General features: G+C 64.3%; 21 protein-coding genes and 1 riboswitch. Of the genes, 15 read left to right on the forward strand and 6 right to left on the reverse strand.

Annotated features, from left to right (window positions below; all coding sequences use genetic code 11):
- Positions 1-53 precede the first annotated feature (53 nt).
- The 3 genes from FJ418_RS07360 to FJ418_RS07370 all read right to left on the reverse strand — a co-directional run bounded on the left by FJ418_RS07360 (position 54) and on the right by FJ418_RS07370 (position 2,441).
- Positions 54-1,304: an RNA polymerase sigma factor gene (locus FJ418_RS07360; protein WP_140864546.1), complete on the reverse strand. Its 1,251-nt coding sequence runs from the start codon at positions 1,302-1,304 to the stop codon at positions 54-56.
- Positions 1,301-1,705 carry a YciI family protein gene (locus FJ418_RS07365; RefSeq protein WP_140644517.1) on the reverse strand — a complete coding sequence of 135 codons (405 nt, stop codon included), beginning with the start codon at positions 1,703-1,705 and terminating at the stop codon, positions 1,301-1,303. Before FJ418_RS07365 ends, FJ418_RS07360 begins: the two co-directional genes overlap by 4 nt.
- Positions 1,706-1,850: 145 nt before the next feature.
- Positions 1,851-2,441, reverse strand: coding sequence for a TetR/AcrR family transcriptional regulator (locus FJ418_RS07370; protein WP_140864624.1), 591 nt, complete (start codon positions 2,439-2,441; stop codon positions 1,851-1,853).
- A 102-nt stretch (positions 2,442-2,543) separates the two neighbouring features.
- Here FJ418_RS07370 and FJ418_RS07375 point away from each other — a divergent pair, with 102 nt between their 5' ends.
- The 4 genes from FJ418_RS07375 (at position 2,544) to FJ418_RS07395 (ending at position 5,216) form a co-directional block, all read left to right on the forward strand.
- Positions 2,544-3,074 (forward strand): DinB family protein, encoded by a 531-nt coding sequence (locus FJ418_RS07375; RefSeq protein ID WP_140864548.1) that lies wholly within the window; start codon positions 2,544-2,546, stop codon positions 3,072-3,074.
- 413 nt (positions 3,075-3,487) lie between these two features.
- Positions 3,488-3,850: a hypothetical protein gene (locus FJ418_RS31825; RefSeq protein ID WP_181166860.1), complete on the forward strand. Its 363-nt coding sequence runs from the start codon at positions 3,488-3,490 to the stop codon at positions 3,848-3,850.
- Between the two features lie 270 nt (positions 3,851-4,120).
- Positions 4,121-4,717 (forward strand): glutathione S-transferase, encoded by a 597-nt coding sequence (locus FJ418_RS07390; RefSeq protein ID WP_140864549.1) that lies wholly within the window; start codon positions 4,121-4,123, stop codon positions 4,715-4,717.
- Between the two features lie 130 nt (positions 4,718-4,847).
- On the forward strand, positions 4,848-5,216 hold the full coding sequence (locus tag FJ418_RS07395; protein WP_140864551.1) for a TfoX/Sxy family protein: 369 nt from the start codon (positions 4,848-4,850) through the stop codon (positions 5,214-5,216).
- A 93-nt stretch (positions 5,217-5,309) separates the two neighbouring features.
- Here the strand turns inward: FJ418_RS07395 and FJ418_RS07400 are convergent, their stop codons facing one another.
- Positions 5,310-5,957, reverse strand: a complete 648-nt coding sequence (locus FJ418_RS07400) for an outer membrane protein (protein WP_140644522.1) — start codon at positions 5,955-5,957, stop codon at positions 5,310-5,312.
- Between the two features lie 413 nt (positions 5,958-6,370).
- Here FJ418_RS07400 and FJ418_RS07405 point away from each other — a divergent pair, with 413 nt between their 5' ends.
- From FJ418_RS07405 to FJ418_RS07435, 7 genes are all read left to right on the forward strand, one after another.
- Positions 6,371-7,135 carry an SDR family oxidoreductase gene (locus FJ418_RS07405; RefSeq protein ID WP_140864553.1) on the forward strand — a complete coding sequence of 255 codons (765 nt, stop codon included), beginning with the start codon at positions 6,371-6,373 and terminating at the stop codon, positions 7,133-7,135.
- Positions 7,132-9,216, forward strand: a complete 2,085-nt coding sequence (uvrC, locus tag FJ418_RS07410; protein ID WP_140864555.1) for an excinuclease ABC subunit UvrC — start codon at positions 7,132-7,134, stop codon at positions 9,214-9,216. The genes FJ418_RS07405 and uvrC overlap by 4 nt, the downstream gene beginning before the upstream one ends.
- 324 nt (positions 9,217-9,540) lie before the next feature.
- Entirely contained in the window at positions 9,541-10,137 is a 597-nt protein-coding gene (gene pgsA / locus FJ418_RS07415; RefSeq protein WP_040984724.1) for a CDP-diacylglycerol--glycerol-3-phosphate 3-phosphatidyltransferase, read from the forward strand.
- Positions 10,138-10,142: 5 nt separating this feature from the next.
- On the forward strand, positions 10,143-10,400 hold the full coding sequence (gene moaD / locus FJ418_RS07420) for a molybdopterin converting factor subunit 1 (protein ID WP_140651850.1): 258 nt from the start codon (positions 10,143-10,145) through the stop codon (positions 10,398-10,400).
- A gap of 1 nt (position 10,401) precedes the next feature.
- The gene (locus FJ418_RS07425; protein ID WP_140703236.1) at positions 10,402-10,881 is read left to right on the forward strand and encodes a molybdenum cofactor biosynthesis protein MoaE; all 480 of its coding nucleotides are present in this window, start codon (positions 10,402-10,404) and stop codon (positions 10,879-10,881) included.
- 134 nt (positions 10,882-11,015) lie between these two features.
- Complete coding sequence (locus FJ418_RS07430; RefSeq protein ID WP_140864556.1) at positions 11,016-11,429, forward strand: YbaY family lipoprotein; 414 nt, start codon at positions 11,016-11,018, stop codon at positions 11,427-11,429.
- A gap of 177 nt (positions 11,430-11,606) precedes the next feature.
- Positions 11,607-11,876, forward strand: a complete 270-nt coding sequence (locus FJ418_RS07435; RefSeq protein ID WP_140644528.1) for a hypothetical protein — start codon at positions 11,607-11,609, stop codon at positions 11,874-11,876.
- Positions 11,877-12,155: 279 nt separating this feature from the next.
- On the opposite strand, the gene FJ418_RS07440 is transcribed toward FJ418_RS07435, so the two are convergent.
- Positions 12,156-12,632 (reverse strand): cupin domain-containing protein, encoded by a 477-nt coding sequence (locus tag FJ418_RS07440; RefSeq protein WP_140785120.1) that lies wholly within the window; start codon positions 12,630-12,632, stop codon positions 12,156-12,158.
- Positions 12,633-12,696: 64 nt separating this feature from the next.
- On the opposite strand from FJ418_RS07440, the gene FJ418_RS07445 reads away from it, so the two are divergent.
- The 4 genes from FJ418_RS07445 to FJ418_RS07460 all read left to right on the forward strand — a co-directional run bounded on the left by FJ418_RS07445 (position 12,697) and on the right by FJ418_RS07460 (position 14,547).
- Positions 12,697-13,152 carry a MarR family winged helix-turn-helix transcriptional regulator gene (locus FJ418_RS07445; RefSeq protein WP_140644530.1) on the forward strand — a complete coding sequence of 152 codons (456 nt, stop codon included), beginning with the start codon at positions 12,697-12,699 and terminating at the stop codon, positions 13,150-13,152.
- 40 nt (positions 13,153-13,192) lie between these two features.
- Positions 13,193-13,255, forward strand: a riboswitch (Fluoride riboswitch).
- 97 nt (positions 13,256-13,352) lie between these two features.
- Positions 13,353-13,745, forward strand: a complete 393-nt coding sequence (gene crcB / locus FJ418_RS07450) for a fluoride efflux transporter CrcB (RefSeq protein ID WP_140864558.1) — start codon at positions 13,353-13,355, stop codon at positions 13,743-13,745.
- 3 nt (positions 13,746-13,748) lie between these two features.
- On the forward strand, positions 13,749-14,171 hold the full coding sequence (crcB, locus tag FJ418_RS07455; RefSeq protein WP_140864559.1) for a fluoride efflux transporter CrcB: 423 nt from the start codon (positions 13,749-13,751) through the stop codon (positions 14,169-14,171).
- 31 nt (positions 14,172-14,202) lie between these two features.
- A complete protein-coding gene (locus tag FJ418_RS07460) occupies positions 14,203-14,547 on the forward strand; it encodes a DUF190 domain-containing protein (protein ID WP_140864561.1) in 345 nt (114 codons plus the stop codon).
- A gap of 58 nt (positions 14,548-14,605) precedes the next feature.
- Here FJ418_RS07460 and ndk read toward each other — a convergent pair whose 3' ends face one another.
- A complete protein-coding gene (gene ndk / locus FJ418_RS07465; protein ID WP_041010781.1) occupies positions 14,606-15,028 on the reverse strand; it encodes a nucleoside-diphosphate kinase in 423 nt (140 codons plus the stop codon).
- Positions 15,029-15,129 lie beyond the last annotated feature (101 nt).

The following is a 15,129-nucleotide window of genomic DNA, read 5'->3' on the forward strand; positions in this document are numbered from 1 at the left end:
GCTGATAGGCAGGCCGGAGGGGCGCTGTCCCGCCGGCCTATCCTTTCTTTCTCTCAACCGTCTCCATCACCAGCCCGCGCCAGCAGCAGCGCGCGCTCCCGCTCATTTGCTGTCAGCTCGGCGGCGCGGCGGAATTCGGCGCGGGCCTCCTCCATCCGTCCGAGCCTCGCCAGAAGGTCGCCGCGCACCGTGGGCAAGAGGTGCGACTCTTTCAGCCGCAGTTCGTCCCGCAGCGCATCGGCGATGGCCAGCCCTTGCGCCGGTCCGAACGCCATGCCGGCGGCGACCGCCCGATTGACCTCGACGATGGGCGAGGGCGCCGCCAGCGCGAGCGCCTGGTAATAGGCGGCAATGGCGATCCAGTCGGTGTCGGCCGCGCTCACCGCGCGGGCATGGCAGGCGGCGATCATCGCCTGCAGCTGATAGGGACCGGGCGTCGGCGTGAGCCCCATCGCGCGTTTCAATCGGTCGAGGCCGCGCCGGATCAGCGACCAGTCCCAGCGGCTGCGGTTCTGGTCCAGCAGCAGGATCGGATTGCCGGCTCCGTCGGTGCGGGCGCCGAAGCGCGCGGCGCCGAGTTCCATCAGCGACAGCAGTCCGATCGCCTCCGGTTGCTCCGGCATCAGCGTCGCCAGCAGGCGACCGAGACGCAGTGCCTCGTTGCCGAGATCGGCGCGCAGCCAGTCCGGTCCGGAGGACGTGACATAGCCTTCGTTGAAGATCAGGTAGATCACCTCCAGCACAGCAGTCAGGCGCTCGCGCCGCTCTTGCCCGCGCGGCGTCTCGAAGGCGATGCCGGCGTCGCGCAAGGTCCGCTTGGCGCGCACGATCCGCTGGGCGACGGTGGCCTCGGGCACCAGGAAGGCGCGCGCGATCTCCGGCGTCGACAGTCCGCCCAGCATCCGCAGCGCAAGCGCCGCGCGCTGCTCTGCCGGCAGCACCGGATGGCAAGAGGTGAAGATCAGTCGCAACAGATCGTCGTCGATATCCTCGTCGAGCGCCGCCTCGATGTCGGGCATGGCGCACTCCAGCTCGGCGAGATCGACGGCCAGCTGCCGATGCTTGCCGTCGATCAGCACGGTGCGGCGCAGCCGGTCGAGCGCGCGGTTCATGGCGACCCTGGTCAGCCAGGCGGCCGGGTTGTGCGGAATGCCGTCGCCGGGCCAGCGCTCCAGCGCCTCGACAAAGGCATCCTGCACCACCTCCTCGGCCAGCCCGACATCGCGCAGGGTGCGGGTGAGCCTGGCGGCGAGTCTCGGCTGCTCGATCCGCCAGACCGCTTCGACCGTTGCAGTCGTGGTCAATCCTTGAGCTCGTCGAACCCGTCGACGACCTTCTGGACGTCCTCGGGAAAATCGTTCATCTCGAAAACGCGCCGGACCTCGATCACGTCGTTTTCTCCGGCGGGGCAGCGGCGTGCCCATTCGATGGCTTCCTCGGGCGAGCGCACGTCGATCATCCAATAGCCGCCGAGCACTTCCTTGACCTCGGCGAACGGGCCGTCGGTGACGGCTGGCTTGCCGCCATTGAAGGAAACCCGCGCGCCCGAGGACGGCGGATGCAGCCCGTCGAGCGCAAGCAGCACGCCGGCCCGCTTCAGCTCTTCATTGTATTTCATCATCGTCGCCACGGCCTCGGCTTCGGGCCTGACGTCGGGAGCCGCGGTCGCGTAGCCGCCGGGGATCATCAGCATCATGAAACGCATCTTTGTGTTCCTTCGGTTTGCAGAATGCGATGATACGACGAACGGCGATCGTCGGAATCGACAGTCGATACGAATTTAATTGCGATGCCGGTAACCGAGGAGGCGCGGGCACGCGGCCGGCGCCAGCCTGTCTGCCGTCGCTGCCTCAGGCTGCCCTGCCGCCCGATACATAAGCCTCGATCAGCTCGACCAGTTGCCTCTGCAATTCCGGCGCGTCGAGCATGTTGCACCGTGCCGCGTTGTGGATCACGCCCTCGATCGCCGAGGAGAGCACGCGCGCCATCGTCTCGGTATCCTTGCGGCGCTTGCGGTACTGCGCGACGGCCGCCGCGTAATGTTCGAGATAGCGCGTCTGGAACGAGGCATGCGCGGCACGCGAGCCGCGGTCGCCGGGCGCCTCGTCGAGCAGCACCTGGTGCAACGTCGGATGGATCGAGTGCGCGCCGATCATGCCGCGCACCAGCTCGCGCGCGAATTGCCTTAGCGGCTTCTCGTCGGCCGCCGCTTCGCGAATCACCGACAGCACATGATCGAAGTGACGGCGCCGGATCGCTTCGACCAGAGCGAGCTTGTCGGGGAAATATTGATAGAGCGAGCCGATGCTGACGCCTGCGGCCTCTGCCACCTTGTTGGTGGAAAAGCCCGCCCAGCCGAGCTCGCTAAGAACGTGAGCACCGGCTTCGATGATCGCCTCGACGGTGGCGATCGAACGCGCCTGGCGCGGCTGCTTGCGCATGCGCGCGGCCGGCTTTGCAATGCGAGTAGACATCCTGGCCCGTCTCCCGAGAATATAAACAGGATACTCACATTCATTTCACCAACGCAAATGGGCCGGAACATGAGCGCCAAGACCTTGCTGAAGAGCCTGCTTGTCTATCAGGCCTGGGCGAATGATGAGCTCGCGGGAAAGCTTGCGGGGATGGATCCGTCCCGCGATCCCGAGGAGCGGCGCGCCGCGATCCACCTGATGAACCATATCCATGTCGTGTCGCGGATTTTTGCCGCGCATCTGAGGGGCGTCGCCCATGGCTATGCGAGCGACAATACCCCGGACACGCCCGAACCGCGCGCGTTGCGCGTCGCCTTGGCCGAGATCGACGGCTGGTATCTCGACTATCTTGAAACCGTTGCGGAGCAAGAGCTTGCCGACCCGGTCGCCTTCACCTTCACCGACGGCGACAGGGGCTGCATGACGAGGCAGGAGATGCTGACCCATATCGTCTTGCACGGCAGCTACCATCGCGGCGAGATCGGCCGCATGCTGGCCACGATCGCGCACTCGCCGCCCTGGGACACCTACGCCGTCCATCTGCACCGGGTCGAGCCAGCGCGCCGCCTGCAGCACGGACGCCAACCGGCGGGCGCTTGATTGTGTGGCGCCTGAATATGAGCCTTAAGCTCACTTTAAAGCGCTCAAGCTTCGGTCGTCGCGCATGGCCGGTTCATCTGTAGATGTTTCTGCTGGACAAGATGAAGTCGACGTCCGACGGCCTCTTGTCTATTATGAGCACTCTGCTCACATTGTGATGCAAGGTTATGCCGCTGGTCGGTGGAGGATCGGGCGATAGAAGCCGCGCGAAAATCTGTGGGCCGGGCCGTCACTTCGAAAGTGACAGATTCGCTCACAATTTTTCAATGAGATGCATCTTCGAGCGTTTCGTGTAACCAAAATTCAATAACTGAAAATCATTGTGTTGCTTCGCTGGCTAGACAGTCGCGAGTCAGATATGCATAGACACGCCGGGTCACTCACGACCATCGGCAAAACGCAAGGGGCATCGCATGGCAAAGACGACAACCAAGGCGCCGGCGGCGAAAGCGCCGGCAAAGAAGCCGGCAGCTAAGGCTGCCGCGAAACCTGCAGCAGTGAAGAAGGCAGCGGCCAAGCCCGCCGCCAAGGCTCCGGCCAAGGCAGCGGCGAAGGCTGTGGCTAAGCCTGCCGCCAAGAAGCCGGCGGCGAAGGTAGCGGCCAAGCCCGCCGCCAAGGCCGCGGCAAAGCCGGCGGCCAAGCCTGCCGCCAAGAAGCCGGCAGCCAAGGCCGCGGCCAAGCCCGCCGCCAAGGCTCCGATGAAGGCCGCCGCCGCCAAGGCACCGGCCGCTGTCAAGAAGGCAGCTCCGGCGAAGAAGCCGGCCGCCAAGAAGTAATCGCGTAGCTTCGCTCGCGAACCGCAACAGGTGAGGGCGGGTGCCACCTTGGCACCCCTCTCGCCAATTCGGTGTAAGAGCGGGCGGAGTCGGAGCGGACGCTCCTCCTAAAAGCTCTCGGAAATTTTGCCGCCAGGCAAAACGTCCGGGAGCTTTTTCTTTGAGTGCCAGCGCCGGCAAGATGCATTGGCCAATCCGGATTGCCCGGCTGGCCGTTGCCCTCCGGATCCCGATCGGTCAACAGTGCCGTAAACAACTGGGAACCCGATCATGCCGAAACTGCTCTACGCTTCCACGTCGCCCTACAGTTCGAAGGTCCGCATGGCGGCCGCCTATGCCGGCATCGCGATCGACCTCGTGCCGGTCAAGACGGAGGACAAGCCCGCCGATCTGATCGCGGCCAATCCGCTCGGCAAGATCCCGGCGCTGGTGCTTGAGGACGGCCGCTCCATCCATGACAGCCGCGCCATCACCCAGCATCTCAACCGGCTGTCGAAGAACACACTCTTCCCGCGCAATCCGGACAAGCGGCTCGAGGCGGAAGTTCTCGAGGCGCTGGCCGACGGCATCTGCGACTGCGCCCTGTCGATGGTCTACGAGCGCCGCACGCGACCGGAGGCGATGGTCTACCAGCCCTGGCTCGACCGCCAGTGGACCAAGATCGCCACCGCGCTCGACTTCATCAACGCCAACCCGCCGAAGCTGCCGAAGAAGATCACCGCCGGCCACATGGCGCTGCGTGCCGCCCTCGGCTATCTCGCGTTGCGCTTTTCCGGCCAATGGGAGAAAGGCCACAGCCGGCTCGTGCGCTGGGCCGCGAGGTTTGACGAGAAGTTCCCGGAGCTGAAGGCAAGCGTGCCGGGGTGAGAACTGCCAATCTCCCCCGCAAGAGAGGAGATCAGCAGCTTCGCCGCTGCACTTCTTCATAACGCCGCCCCCACTTGAACCCCATGCCCTTCCATGCTTGCCTGGCATCACCCAAGTCGGAGTGGTGAGCATGGCAAAGCCCTCAACCAGCGCCGCGTCGGACCCGATGGTCGCACGCCTGCGCGCCGCCCTCGGTCGACGCGCCTTCACCGAGCAGAAGATGTTCGGCGGCACCTGTTTCATGATCAACGGCAACATGCTGATCGGCACCTCGAAGCGCGGGCTTCTGGTACGTATCGGCAAGGGCGCGCATGCGGCCGCCGCGGCACTTCCTCATGCAGGCACGATGGAGATGGGTGGACGCTCGATGGAAGGCTATATCCGTGTCGCGTCCGAAGGGACGGCAACCGACGCCGATCTTGCCGGTTGGCTCGGCCGCGCATTGGCTTTCGTCGAGACGCTGCCGGCGAAGGCGAAACTGCCGAAGCGGTCGAAATGAGGACGACTGGGGAGCTCGCAGCCCTTCTGTCTTCCGCGGACACAAAAAAACCGGGCGCAAGGCCCGGCTTTTCCGTGTCGTGGCTTTTACGACTTAGAACTTCATACCGACGCCGAACGTGACGCGGTTGTCCGAAGACTTGACCTTGCCCGTGTCGCCGAAGTTCTTGCTGCCGTAGTCGGTGTAGCGATACTCGACGCGGCCGAACACGTTGTCCGTGATCTTGATGTCGGTACCGGCGCCGGCGGTCCAGCCGAGCATAGCCTTGCTGTCGTTCACGCCGGTGACGCTGTCGTCGATCTTCTGGTTCTTCGCAGCGAGACCACCCGTGCCGTAGAGCAGGATTTCCGGGGTCACGGCATAGCCGAGGCGCGCGCGCAGCGAACCTTCGATGCCGGTCTTGGCCGAAAGGCCGTTGTCCGAGCCCTTGGTGCCGTTGTAGCCGAGGTCGGCTTCAGCACCGTAGACGAAGTTATCCTGCTGCCAGTTGTAGCCGCCGAAAACGCCGCCGATGAAGCCCTTGGTCTTGGCGTCGACGCCCGGGGCCTTCACATGGCCGCCGAAGCCGTAGCCGAGATTGATACCGGCATAGGGGCCGGCCCAGGAAGCAACCGGAAGCTCGGCAACCGGGGCGGGAGCCGGCGGCTCCTCGGAAACGACGTCGGCCGCGAAGGCGGTACCACCAAGGGCGAACAGCCCGAGCGCAGCAGCGAGCGGCGCGAATTTGAGATTGGTCTTCATTGTTATACTCTCCTTAAGCCACAAGACACTTAGGCTTGTTTGTTCATGAAACGCCCCGGCCCATCCGGGGGGATAAACGAGCTTGGCGTTCAACGGTTCCAAATGTCGTGCTGAAATGCGGCTGAAGCGAACCTGAACTTGGGTCATATCCCGGCGCGAATGAGGCCGAAAGTTGACGTTGCATCTTCGCAACAGCGAATGTCAGCAGGCTAAATATGTTGCGCGGCACAGCGCTTGGTTCAAGGGGTCCAGCGACATATATTGCCGGGAACGGTGCCCCGAATCCGGCGGGGCGGAAGCGCGTCCGGGCCGCTTCGCCACATTCTTGCCCCAGGTGGAAATGGCATTTAACGCTTGGCCCGTCATATTGTGCCGGCTTCCCGGAATCGTGAAGCCGATTGAGGATTGACAAGATGAGACAAGCCACGGCTGTCGCGCTGGTGACGGGTGGAGCAAGACGGATCGGCAAGGCGATCGTCGAGGACCTTGCCGCCAATGGCTTTGCTGTCGCCATCCACGCCAACCGGTCAAGCGACGAGGCCGAGGCGCTGGCGGAGAAGATCGCGGGCGAAGGCGGCCTCGCCGCCATGGTAGCGGCCGACCTCACAGACATGGAAGCCGTGGGCGGCCTTGTCGGTCGCGCGCAAGCGGCGCTCGGACCTGTCACGCTGCTGGTCAACAACGCTTCCCTGTTCGTCGACGACCGGGTCGAGGATTTCGACTGGCAGGCTTGGGATCGCCACTTCGCCATCCATGTGAAGGCGCCGGCGCTTCTGGCGCGGACCTTTGCCCGCGCCCTGCCTGAAGGCGAGGAGGGGCTGATCGTCAACATCATCGACCAGCGCGTCTGGCGGCCGACGCCACGCTATTTCTCCTATGCGCTGTCGAAATCGGCGCTGTGGACGCAGACCGAGATGCTGGCGCAGGCGCTCGGACCGCGCATCCGCGTCAACGCCATAGGCCCGGGCCCGACACTGAAGAACAAGCGACAGGACGACGATGATTTCGGCAAGCAGGTCGATGGCCTCATCCTGAAGCGCGGCCCGCAATTGTCCGAATTCGGCGCCACGATCCGCTATCTCTGGCAGGCGCGCTCGGTGACCGGCCAGATGATCGCGCTCGACGGCGGCCAGCATCTTGCGTGGCAGACGCCCGATGTGACAGGCATGGTGGAATGAGTCCCGCAGCCCAAAGACATAAAAGAAACGGCGCCGCCGACGATCTGCCGCCCGATGTCGATCTCGACATCGAGGACGAGGCGGCGGAGGAGATCGTCGAGCCGGAGTCGATCCCGACCGGGCCTGACGTCGCCTTCACGGCCATAGACTGGACGCCTCATGCCGGCGACGCCGACGGCATGGTCGGCGCCGAGGTGATCCAAACCTTCGTCAAGCGGCTGCCCAACCAGCCCGGCGTCTACCGCATGATGAACGCCGCCGGCGACGTGCTCTATGTCGGCAAGGCGCGCAGCCTGAAGAAGCGCGTCACCAACTATGCTCAGGGGCGGTTCCACACCGCCCGCATCGGCCGCATGGTGCGCGAGACGGCGACGATGGAGTTCGTCGTCACCCGCACCGAGATCGAGGCGCTGCTGCTGGAGGCCAACCTCATCAAGCGGCTGAGGCCCCGCTTCAACGTGCTGATGCGGGACGACAAGTCGTTCCCTTACATCCTCTTGACCGGCGACCATGTCTCGCCCGGCATCTACAAGCATCGCGGCGCGCGCTCGCGCAAGGGCGACTATTTCGGCCCTTTCGCCTCGGCCGGCGCGGTCGGGCGCACCATCAATTCGCTGCAGCGCGCCTTCCTGCTTCGAAGCTGCACCAACTCCTTCTACGAGAACCGCACGCGGCCCTGCCTGCTCTACCAGATCAAGCGCTGCGCCGGTCCCTGCACCGGCGAGATCTCGCATGAGGGCTATGCCGAGCTGGTCGAAGAAGCGAAGGATTTCCTTTCCGGCCGCAGCCAGAAGGTGAAGACCGAAATCTCGGCCGCCATGCAGCAGGCCTCGGAAGAGCTCGATTTCGAGCGCGCCGCCATCTACCGCGACCGTCTTGCGGCGCTCTCGCATGTGCAGGCGCATCAGGGCATCAACCCGCAGACGGTGGAAGAGGCCGATGTCTTCGCCATTCACCAGGAGGGCGGCCAGACCTGCATCCAGGTGTTCTTCTTCCGCACCGGCCAGAACTGGGGCAACCGCGCCTATTTCCCCAAGGCCGATCCCGCGCTGGAGCCGGCGGAGGTGCTGGGCTCGTTCCTGGCACAGTTCTATGACGACAAGCTGCCGGCGCGCGCGCTGCTTCTGTCGCAGACCGCACAGGAACAGGAACTGCTCGCCGAGGCGCTCTCGACCCATGCCGGCCGCAAGATATCCATCTCGGTGCCGCAGCGCGGCGAGAAGAAGGACCTGACCGACCATGCGCTGCAGAACGCGCGCGAGGCGCTTGGCCGCAGGTTGGCCGAGACCTCGACCCAGGCGCGGCTGCTCAAGGGTTTTGCCGAGACCTTCGGCCTGGAAAAACCGCCGGTGCGCGTCGAGGTCTATGACAACTCGCACATCATGGGCACCAATGCGGTCGGCGCCATGGTCGTCGCCGGGCCGGAGGGGTTCGTGAAGAACCAGTACCGGAAATTCAACATCCGCTCGACCGAGATCACGCCAGGCGACGATTTCGGCATGATGCGCGAAGTGATGCAGCGGCGCTTTTCGCGGCTGCTCAAGGAACATGGCGATGAGCAGCCCAGCGCCGCCGCGGAAGACGATGCTGGTGACGAGGACCTGGTCGCCGGCAATGGCGGCTTCCCGGCCTGGCCGGACGTCATCCTGATCGACGGCGGCCAAGGCCAGATGACGGCGGTGCGCCAGATTCTCGCCGATCTCGGCGTCGAGGACCGGGTGGTGGCCATCGGCATCGCCAAGGGCCCGGACCGCGACGCGGGCCGCGAGCGCTTCTTCGTCAAGGGCAGGGACTCCTTCATGCTGCCGGTGCGCGATCCGGTGCTCTATTTCGTCCAGCGCCTGCGCGACGAGGTGCACCGTTTCGCCATCGGCTCGCACCGGGCGCGGCGCAAGAAGGAGATGGTCAAAAGCCCGCTCGACGAGATCGCCGGCATCGGCCCGGGCCGCAAGCGCGCCCTGCTGCTCGCCTTCGGCACCGCCAAGGCGGTCAGCCGCGCCGCGGTCGAGGACCTGGTCAAGGTCGACGGCATTTCCGAGCATGTGGCGAAGCTGGTCTACAATCACTTCCACGAGAGCTGAGAGGGCTAGGGTCGGGCAGGGAAATTGAAGAGACTTGCGCTGGCTAACTGTAGTCAGAAGATGGGCGGAGAACCCCGCGCCTTCGTCATCCTAGGGTCTGCGCGTCCGCTTCGCCCCGGCTCCGCCCGTGGATGACGAACGCACAGAGACCTCCGCTAATCTCGAAGGTCCGCGACAGCTCGCCCTGGCGATCAGACGTCTGCATCGTCCTTGTTCTCGACGCATCCGTGGCATTTTTCCCTGTCCAATCGAATCTCGCCTGTTGACCCCCTACATTCGCTTCTGATTTGAGTACGTCTGGCGGAGGAGATTTCCCGAGACAACATGGCACAACGCGCGTTCAACCTGCCGAACATCCTCACCTATGCCCGCATCGTCGCGGTGCCGCTGGTCGTGCTGTGCTTTTTTCTCGAGGGGCACCTGAAGTCGTCCGACTTCGCCCGCTGGTCGGCGCTGGTCATTTTCCTGCTGGCCTCCATCACCGATTACTTCGATGGCTATTTCGCGCGCGCCTGGCAGCAGACCTCCAACATCGGCAAGATGCTGGATCCGATCGCCGACAAATTGCTGGTCGCCACCTGCCTGCTCCTGCTTGCCGCCGACACCGACCGCCATGGCGGCATCGCCGGCTGGTCGCTCTGGGCGGCCATCATCATCCTGTGCCGCGAGATCCTGGTTTCGGGCCTGCGCGAATATCTGGCCGCCTTGAAGGTGTCGGTGCCGGTGACCCAGCTCGCCAAGTGGAAAACCACGATCCAGATGGTTGCCATCGCCTTCCTGCTGGTCGGCCCGGCCGGCGACAAGATCTTTCCGCTGACCACCCAGATCGGTCTGGTGCTCTTGTGGGTCGCGGCGCTCGTCACGCTCTACACCGGCTACGACTATTTCCGCGCCGGCCTCAAGCACATCATGGACGAGTGAAGACAATGCCCACGAAGCTCATCTATTTCGCCTGGGTGCGCGAGCGGATCGGCAAGCCGGAAGAGGACGTCGAATTGCCTTCCGGCATCGAGACGGTCGCCGATCTGCTGCGCTGGCTGAAGTCGCGCGGCGAGGAGTATGAGAACGCGCTGCAATACCCCGACGTCATCCGCGTCGCCATCAACCAGGAACATGTCGGCCACCGCGAGAAGATAGCGGGCGCGCGCGAAATCGCGCTGTTTCCGCCGATGACCGGGGGCTGAGATGGCCGGCGCGGTCGTGCCCGCCATCCGCATCCAGCGCGAGGATTTCGACGTCGCCGCCGAGATAGCCGGCCTGACCGAGGGCCGGACCGATATCGGCGCCGTGGTCACCTTCTCCGGCCTTTGCCGCGACGAGCAGGGTGCGCTGTCGGCGCTCGAGCTCGAGCACTATCCCGGCATGGCCGAGGCCGAGATCGGCCGCATCGCCGCGCAAGCCCTCGAGCGCTGGCCGCTGCAGGGGCTCACCGTCATCCATCGCCATGGCAAGATAGCGCCGGGCGAAAACATCGTGCTGGTGGTCGCGGCCTCGTCGCACCGCCAGGCGGCCTTCGAGGCGGCGAATTTCCTGATGGATTACCTGAAGTCGCGCGCGCCCTTCTGGAAGAAGGAGCATCTCGCCGACGGAACTCAAGGCGGCTGGGTCGAGGCCAAGGAAGCCGACGATCACGCCGCGGACCGCTGGAAGAAACAAGGCGAATAATGCATGTCGCCCAGAAGTGTGCAGCGGTTCTGGGGCAACGACATGCGTCAGAAAAAACTCCCGTTCGGCCATCGAACGACCGCAATCCTTCCCAAGCTTGCCAATCGGTTTGATTTGCTTGGCGGAGCAATCTCATGCTGGACAGGATCGCGGAGTTCTTCATCTTCGGGCTGGTGCCGCTGGTCGTCGGCGTGCTTGCCGTGCCGGAAGTGACCAATGCCGGCGAAAAGACGATCGCAGGCGAGGTGACCTATCGCGAACGCGTCGCCCTGCCGCCCGATGCCGTGCTCGTGGTCGAGCTCGCCGACGTCTCGCTGGCAGACGCACCGGCGACCGTGATCGCCAAGCGCAGGATAGCGCCCACCGGCCAGGTGCCGATCAAATTCGACATCGGCTTTGACCCCAAGGCTATCCAGAAGGGCCGGACCTATACTCTGCAGGCCCGCATCACGGTCGGCGAGCGGCTGATGTTCGTTACCGATACACGTCACCAGCTCAATCCGCTGGCGAGCAGGCCGCAGACGGTTTTGCTGAAAATGGCGCACTGACGTCGTGCGCCGCGCCTGACCGCGCGACTTTCAGCCTCGAAACCGTGTTCGCCGGAATAAACCGGTAACGCCAGGCGTTGACTTATGCAGATGGCGGGCAGGCAAAGGGACGATGTCCCTTCACTTAACCGCCAGACCGAATGCGCGGATCGATCTGGCACTCAAAGGAGACCAGATATGAAAAAGCACACGCTCTTTCTCGCAGTCACAAGCATATCGCTGATCGCCTTGGCCGGTTTTGCCAGGGCGGACGATCACCTGTTCAACGCCACGCAGCACGGCCTCAGCCCCGACAGCCAGCCTTTCCAGACCAACAAGGCCGGCCACAGCGGCGACCTTGCGCCTGGACAGGGCAGTCCGTTCGCCGGCGAGGAGACGAAGACGCCGTCTACCGATACCGAGGCGGCGAACGCCCATGCGAATGTGAAAGACCGTCAAGCCAAATGACGTCTGCCCGCCGGGGGGGGCCGGCGGGTCTTAAGAGCAATTCCAGGAAAGTGGGACGCGGTTTTCCGTCCGGAAATTGCGTGAAACAAAGAGATATTCGCCGTTTCCAGGAAATGGTGAAACGCTCTAGCATGCCGGACCGCGTCAACAGCGCGAATAAAAATCCCGTTCGGCCATCGGACGACCGCTATCCTTCCCAAGCCTGCCGGTTTGATTTGCTTGGCGCGAGTTGAGGTCTGTCCCGGTTCCATTCAGCCCAGTTCGATTTGCGGCATGCGCTCAAGCCTGCGGCGTCGCCGCTGGTGTCAGGCCGAAGCGGCGCATAAGGTCCATGATCCTCGCCCGGTCCGGCGGGCCGCCGGCGCCAAAAATGGCAAAGGCCTCGCGGAAATAGTCCGGGCTGATCGCCGCGGGTGTGACCACGCACAACACTTTGGCGGTTTCCGCGGTGTTGTTGTCGAAGCGATGGACCGCGCCGCGCGGAATGCAGAGAGCCTGTCCCACCCCGACCTCGTGTCTCTGGCCGTCGACCGTGAGCGTCAGCACGCCCTCGATGCCGTACATCGTTTCTTCGTAGTGGTCGTGGCTGTGCGCCGGGGCGAGCAGCCGCTGCGAGCCGGGCACGGTCAGTTCGAAGGCCGCGATGCTGCCGTTGGACTGGTCGCCGGTGAGCAGGAAGCGAATGGCGAGGCCGCCGTCATCGCCGATCGTTTCTTCCGCTGGATTGACGCGCACATTGCTGGCTTTCCCTAGCATTCCATCCTCCCATGTGGTAAATCGAATTTACCGAAATGAGTAAACTCAATTTACCAGCATGTCAATGCCCCAATCCACGGACGATCCTCCGAAAAAACCGCCATTGATCGGCGCGCTGTTGCGCGTGCCGGCCTTGGCCATCCACCGCAAGCTGATCAGGGATTTGCGGGCATCCGGCTTCGACGATTTGAGCCCGCCGCATATGGCCGTGATCCAGTATCCAGGACCGGACGGGATGCGTCCGAGCGCGCTTGCCGAGCGGGCCGCGATGAGCAAGCAGGCCATGAACCAGTTGCTGAAGACGCTGGAAGGGATGGGCTACATCACCCGCAGCGCGGCGCCTGACGATGCCGGTGGGACCGTCGTGAACTTCACCGACAGGGGCAGGGCCGCTTACCAGAAGATGGCGGACATCCTGCTCGACATCGAGCGGGAATGGGCCGAGGAGCTTGGGCCGAAACGCTTCCAGGAATTGAAGACGCTGCTCGGCGATCTCTGGGACACGCCGCTGATCCGCTGAGGGCACCAATTGACCGCGCCGCCTCGACCTCCTAGGCTCCCTCGAAAATGGGGATGGGGTTCCCCCGAAACCGCCCTTATGGGCTGATGACTCCTGCCAGGCGTGCTCTCGCGCGGCAGGATTTGTTTTCCCGCTCGCATCATGCCTGATTTCGTGAAGTGATTCCGGTGCGGAATCGCGTTTGGAAAGGCATTGAAGCGATGACCCTTGCGGCTTGCGCCCTGGTCCTGATCGGCGGTTTCCTCGGCGGCATTTCCCGCTTTTTCCTCTCCGGCGTGGTCGGCCGTGCCATCGGCGAGACCTTTCCCTGGGGCACGTTGCTGGTAAACGTTTCCGGCGCCTTGGCCGTCGGCGCCTTCGCAGGCGCGGCGCGGGCTGTCGGCGGCGTATTCGCCGGCGATCTCGTCCGTGACCTGATCGTCGTCGGCCTGTTCGGCGGCTACACCACGGTGTCGTCCTTCTGCCTGCAGACGCTCAACCTCGCGCTCGACGGCGAGGGACGGCTCGCCGCCTTCAACGTCGTCGCTTCGTCGGTTCTGTGCGTGCTGTTCGTCGCGCTCGGCTTCTGGGCCGTCGCCTGGGTAGTGGGCTGAGCGATGATGGACAGACAGATGGCGATGCGGCTCTATCTGGCGGTCGGCTGTGGCGCGGCGATCGGCTCGCTGGCCCGCTTCCTGTCGAGCTATGTCATCGTCTCGCTGCTCGGCATGAACGCGCTTTGGTCGACTGCTTTCGTCAATGTCGTCGGCTCGTGGGTCATCATGGCCTTCGCCACGCTGACCGGGCCGGACGGGCGCCTGATGGTCGGCCCGGCCAGCCGCAATTTCGTCATGGCCGGCCTCTGCGGCGGCCTCACCACGTTTTCGGCGATGAGCCTCGATACATTTATCCTGCTGTTCGACGGCGACTGGCCGCTGGCCGCGACCTATCTCATCAGTGTGGTCGGCCTGTCGCTCGCCGCGGCGTGGCTGGGCTATCTCATGGCGTCCAGGCTCAACCGCTTGCCGGCCGACAGGTGATCGGGCCAACAGGCGATAAGGGAGGAAAAACATGGAACTTCCCGCGCAATGCGCGCTGCTCAGGATATTCTTCGGCGAGGACGACAGGGCGGCGGACGGCAAGCCGCTGCATGAGGCGATCGTCATCAAGGCGCGCGAGACCGGCATGGCGGGCGCGACGGTGCTGAGGGGCCCGCTCGGCTTCGGCCGCTCGAGCGTGCTGCATACCGCCAAGATCCTGCGCCTGTCGCAGGATCTGCCGATCGTCGTCGAGATCGTCGACGCGCCGCAGAAGATCGATGCGCTGATCCCTGAGATCAAGGCGCTGACCAGGACGGAGAGCTGCCTGATCACCAGGGAGAAGGTCGAGGTCATCCGCTACGGCGATGGCGACTGAACCCAAAAACAAAGGGCCGGCGAAGCGCCGACCCTTTTCCAGATTTCGACCTACAGGCTCAGCCGACGATCTCGGTGTCCGAGAACCAGTACTTGATCTCCTGCGCGGCGGTCTCCGGCGCGTCCGAGCCGTGCACGGAGTTCTCGCCGATCGACAGCGCATGCACCTTGCGGATGGTGCCCTCGGCGGCGTTGGCCGGGTTGGTGGCGCCCATCACTTCGCGGTTCTTGGCGATGGCGTTCTCGCCCTCCAGCACCTGCACGATCGTGGGCGCCGACGACATGAATTCCACCAGTTCGCCGAAGAACGGGCGATCCTTGTGCACGGCGTAGAAACCTTCGGCCTCGCGGCGGCTCATCCACACGCGGCGCGATGCGACGACGCGCAGGCCGGCATCTTCCAGCATCTTGGTGATGGCGCCGGTGAGATTGCGCCTGGTCGCGTCCGGCTTGATCATGGAGAAGGTGCGTTCGATCGCCATAGGGTCGTCCTTGTTGTGGGAATGGAAATTGGAGTGGCGGGCTCTATACAAGTCGCCCGGCGGCTTGCCAAGGGGAGGCGGCTTCTGGTCAAGGCGAGCCG

Origin of the sequence: Mesorhizobium sp. B2-8-3, from assembly GCF_006440815.1 — a bacterium.
Classification (GTDB): Bacteria; Pseudomonadota; Alphaproteobacteria; order Rhizobiales; family Rhizobiaceae; genus Mesorhizobium.

What these genes read in the sequence shown, in the direction of transcription:
- FJ418_RS07405 (WP_140864553.1), top strand. Translation starts at nt 6,371, where the DNA reads ATGAGACAAGCCACGGCTGTCGCGCTGGTGACGGGTGGAGCAAGACGG.
- FJ418_RS07375 (WP_140864548.1), top strand. Translation starts at nt 2,544, where the DNA reads ATGAGCGCCAAGACCTTGCTGAAGAGCCTGCTTGTCTATCAGGCCTGG.
- crcB (WP_140864559.1), top strand. Translation starts at nt 13,749, where the DNA reads ATGATGGACAGACAGATGGCGATGCGGCTCTATCTGGCGGTCGGCTGT.
- FJ418_RS07370 (WP_140864624.1), bottom strand. Translation starts at nt 2,441, where the DNA reads ATGCGCAAGCAGCCGCGCCAGGCGCGTTCGATCGCCACCGTCGAGGCG.
- FJ418_RS07440 (WP_140785120.1), bottom strand. Translation starts at nt 12,632, where the DNA reads ATGCTAGGGAAAGCCAGCAATGTGCGCGTCAATCCAGCGGAAGAAACG.
- FJ418_RS07430 (WP_140864556.1), top strand. Translation starts at nt 11,016, where the DNA reads ATGCTGGACAGGATCGCGGAGTTCTTCATCTTCGGGCTGGTGCCGCTG.
- FJ418_RS07445 (WP_140644530.1), top strand. Translation starts at nt 12,697, where the DNA reads ATGCCCCAATCCACGGACGATCCTCCGAAAAAACCGCCATTGATCGGC.
- pgsA (WP_040984724.1), top strand. Translation starts at nt 9,541, where the DNA reads ATGGCACAACGCGCGTTCAACCTGCCGAACATCCTCACCTATGCCCGC.
- FJ418_RS07425 (WP_140703236.1), top strand. Translation starts at nt 10,402, where the DNA reads ATGGCCGGCGCGGTCGTGCCCGCCATCCGCATCCAGCGCGAGGATTTC.
- FJ418_RS07435 (WP_140644528.1), top strand. Translation starts at nt 11,607, where the DNA reads ATGAAAAAGCACACGCTCTTTCTCGCAGTCACAAGCATATCGCTGATC.
- FJ418_RS07365 (WP_140644517.1), bottom strand. Translation starts at nt 1,705, where the DNA reads ATGCGTTTCATGATGCTGATGATCCCCGGCGGCTACGCGACCGCGGCT.
- ndk (WP_041010781.1), bottom strand. Translation starts at nt 15,028, where the DNA reads ATGGCGATCGAACGCACCTTCTCCATGATCAAGCCGGACGCGACCAGG.
- FJ418_RS07460 (WP_140864561.1), top strand. Translation starts at nt 14,203, where the DNA reads ATGGAACTTCCCGCGCAATGCGCGCTGCTCAGGATATTCTTCGGCGAG.
- crcB (WP_140864558.1), top strand. Translation starts at nt 13,353, where the DNA reads ATGACCCTTGCGGCTTGCGCCCTGGTCCTGATCGGCGGTTTCCTCGGC.
- moaD (WP_140651850.1), top strand. Translation starts at nt 10,143, where the DNA reads ATGCCCACGAAGCTCATCTATTTCGCCTGGGTGCGCGAGCGGATCGGC.
- FJ418_RS07395 (WP_140864551.1), top strand. Translation starts at nt 4,848, where the DNA reads ATGGCAAAGCCCTCAACCAGCGCCGCGTCGGACCCGATGGTCGCACGC.
- uvrC (WP_140864555.1), top strand. Translation starts at nt 7,132, where the DNA reads ATGAGTCCCGCAGCCCAAAGACATAAAAGAAACGGCGCCGCCGACGAT.
- FJ418_RS07400 (WP_140644522.1), bottom strand. Translation starts at nt 5,957, where the DNA reads ATGAAGACCAATCTCAAATTCGCGCCGCTCGCTGCTGCGCTCGGGCTG.
- FJ418_RS07390 (WP_140864549.1), top strand. Translation starts at nt 4,121, where the DNA reads ATGCCGAAACTGCTCTACGCTTCCACGTCGCCCTACAGTTCGAAGGTC.
- FJ418_RS31825 (WP_181166860.1), top strand. Translation starts at nt 3,488, where the DNA reads ATGGCAAAGACGACAACCAAGGCGCCGGCGGCGAAAGCGCCGGCAAAG.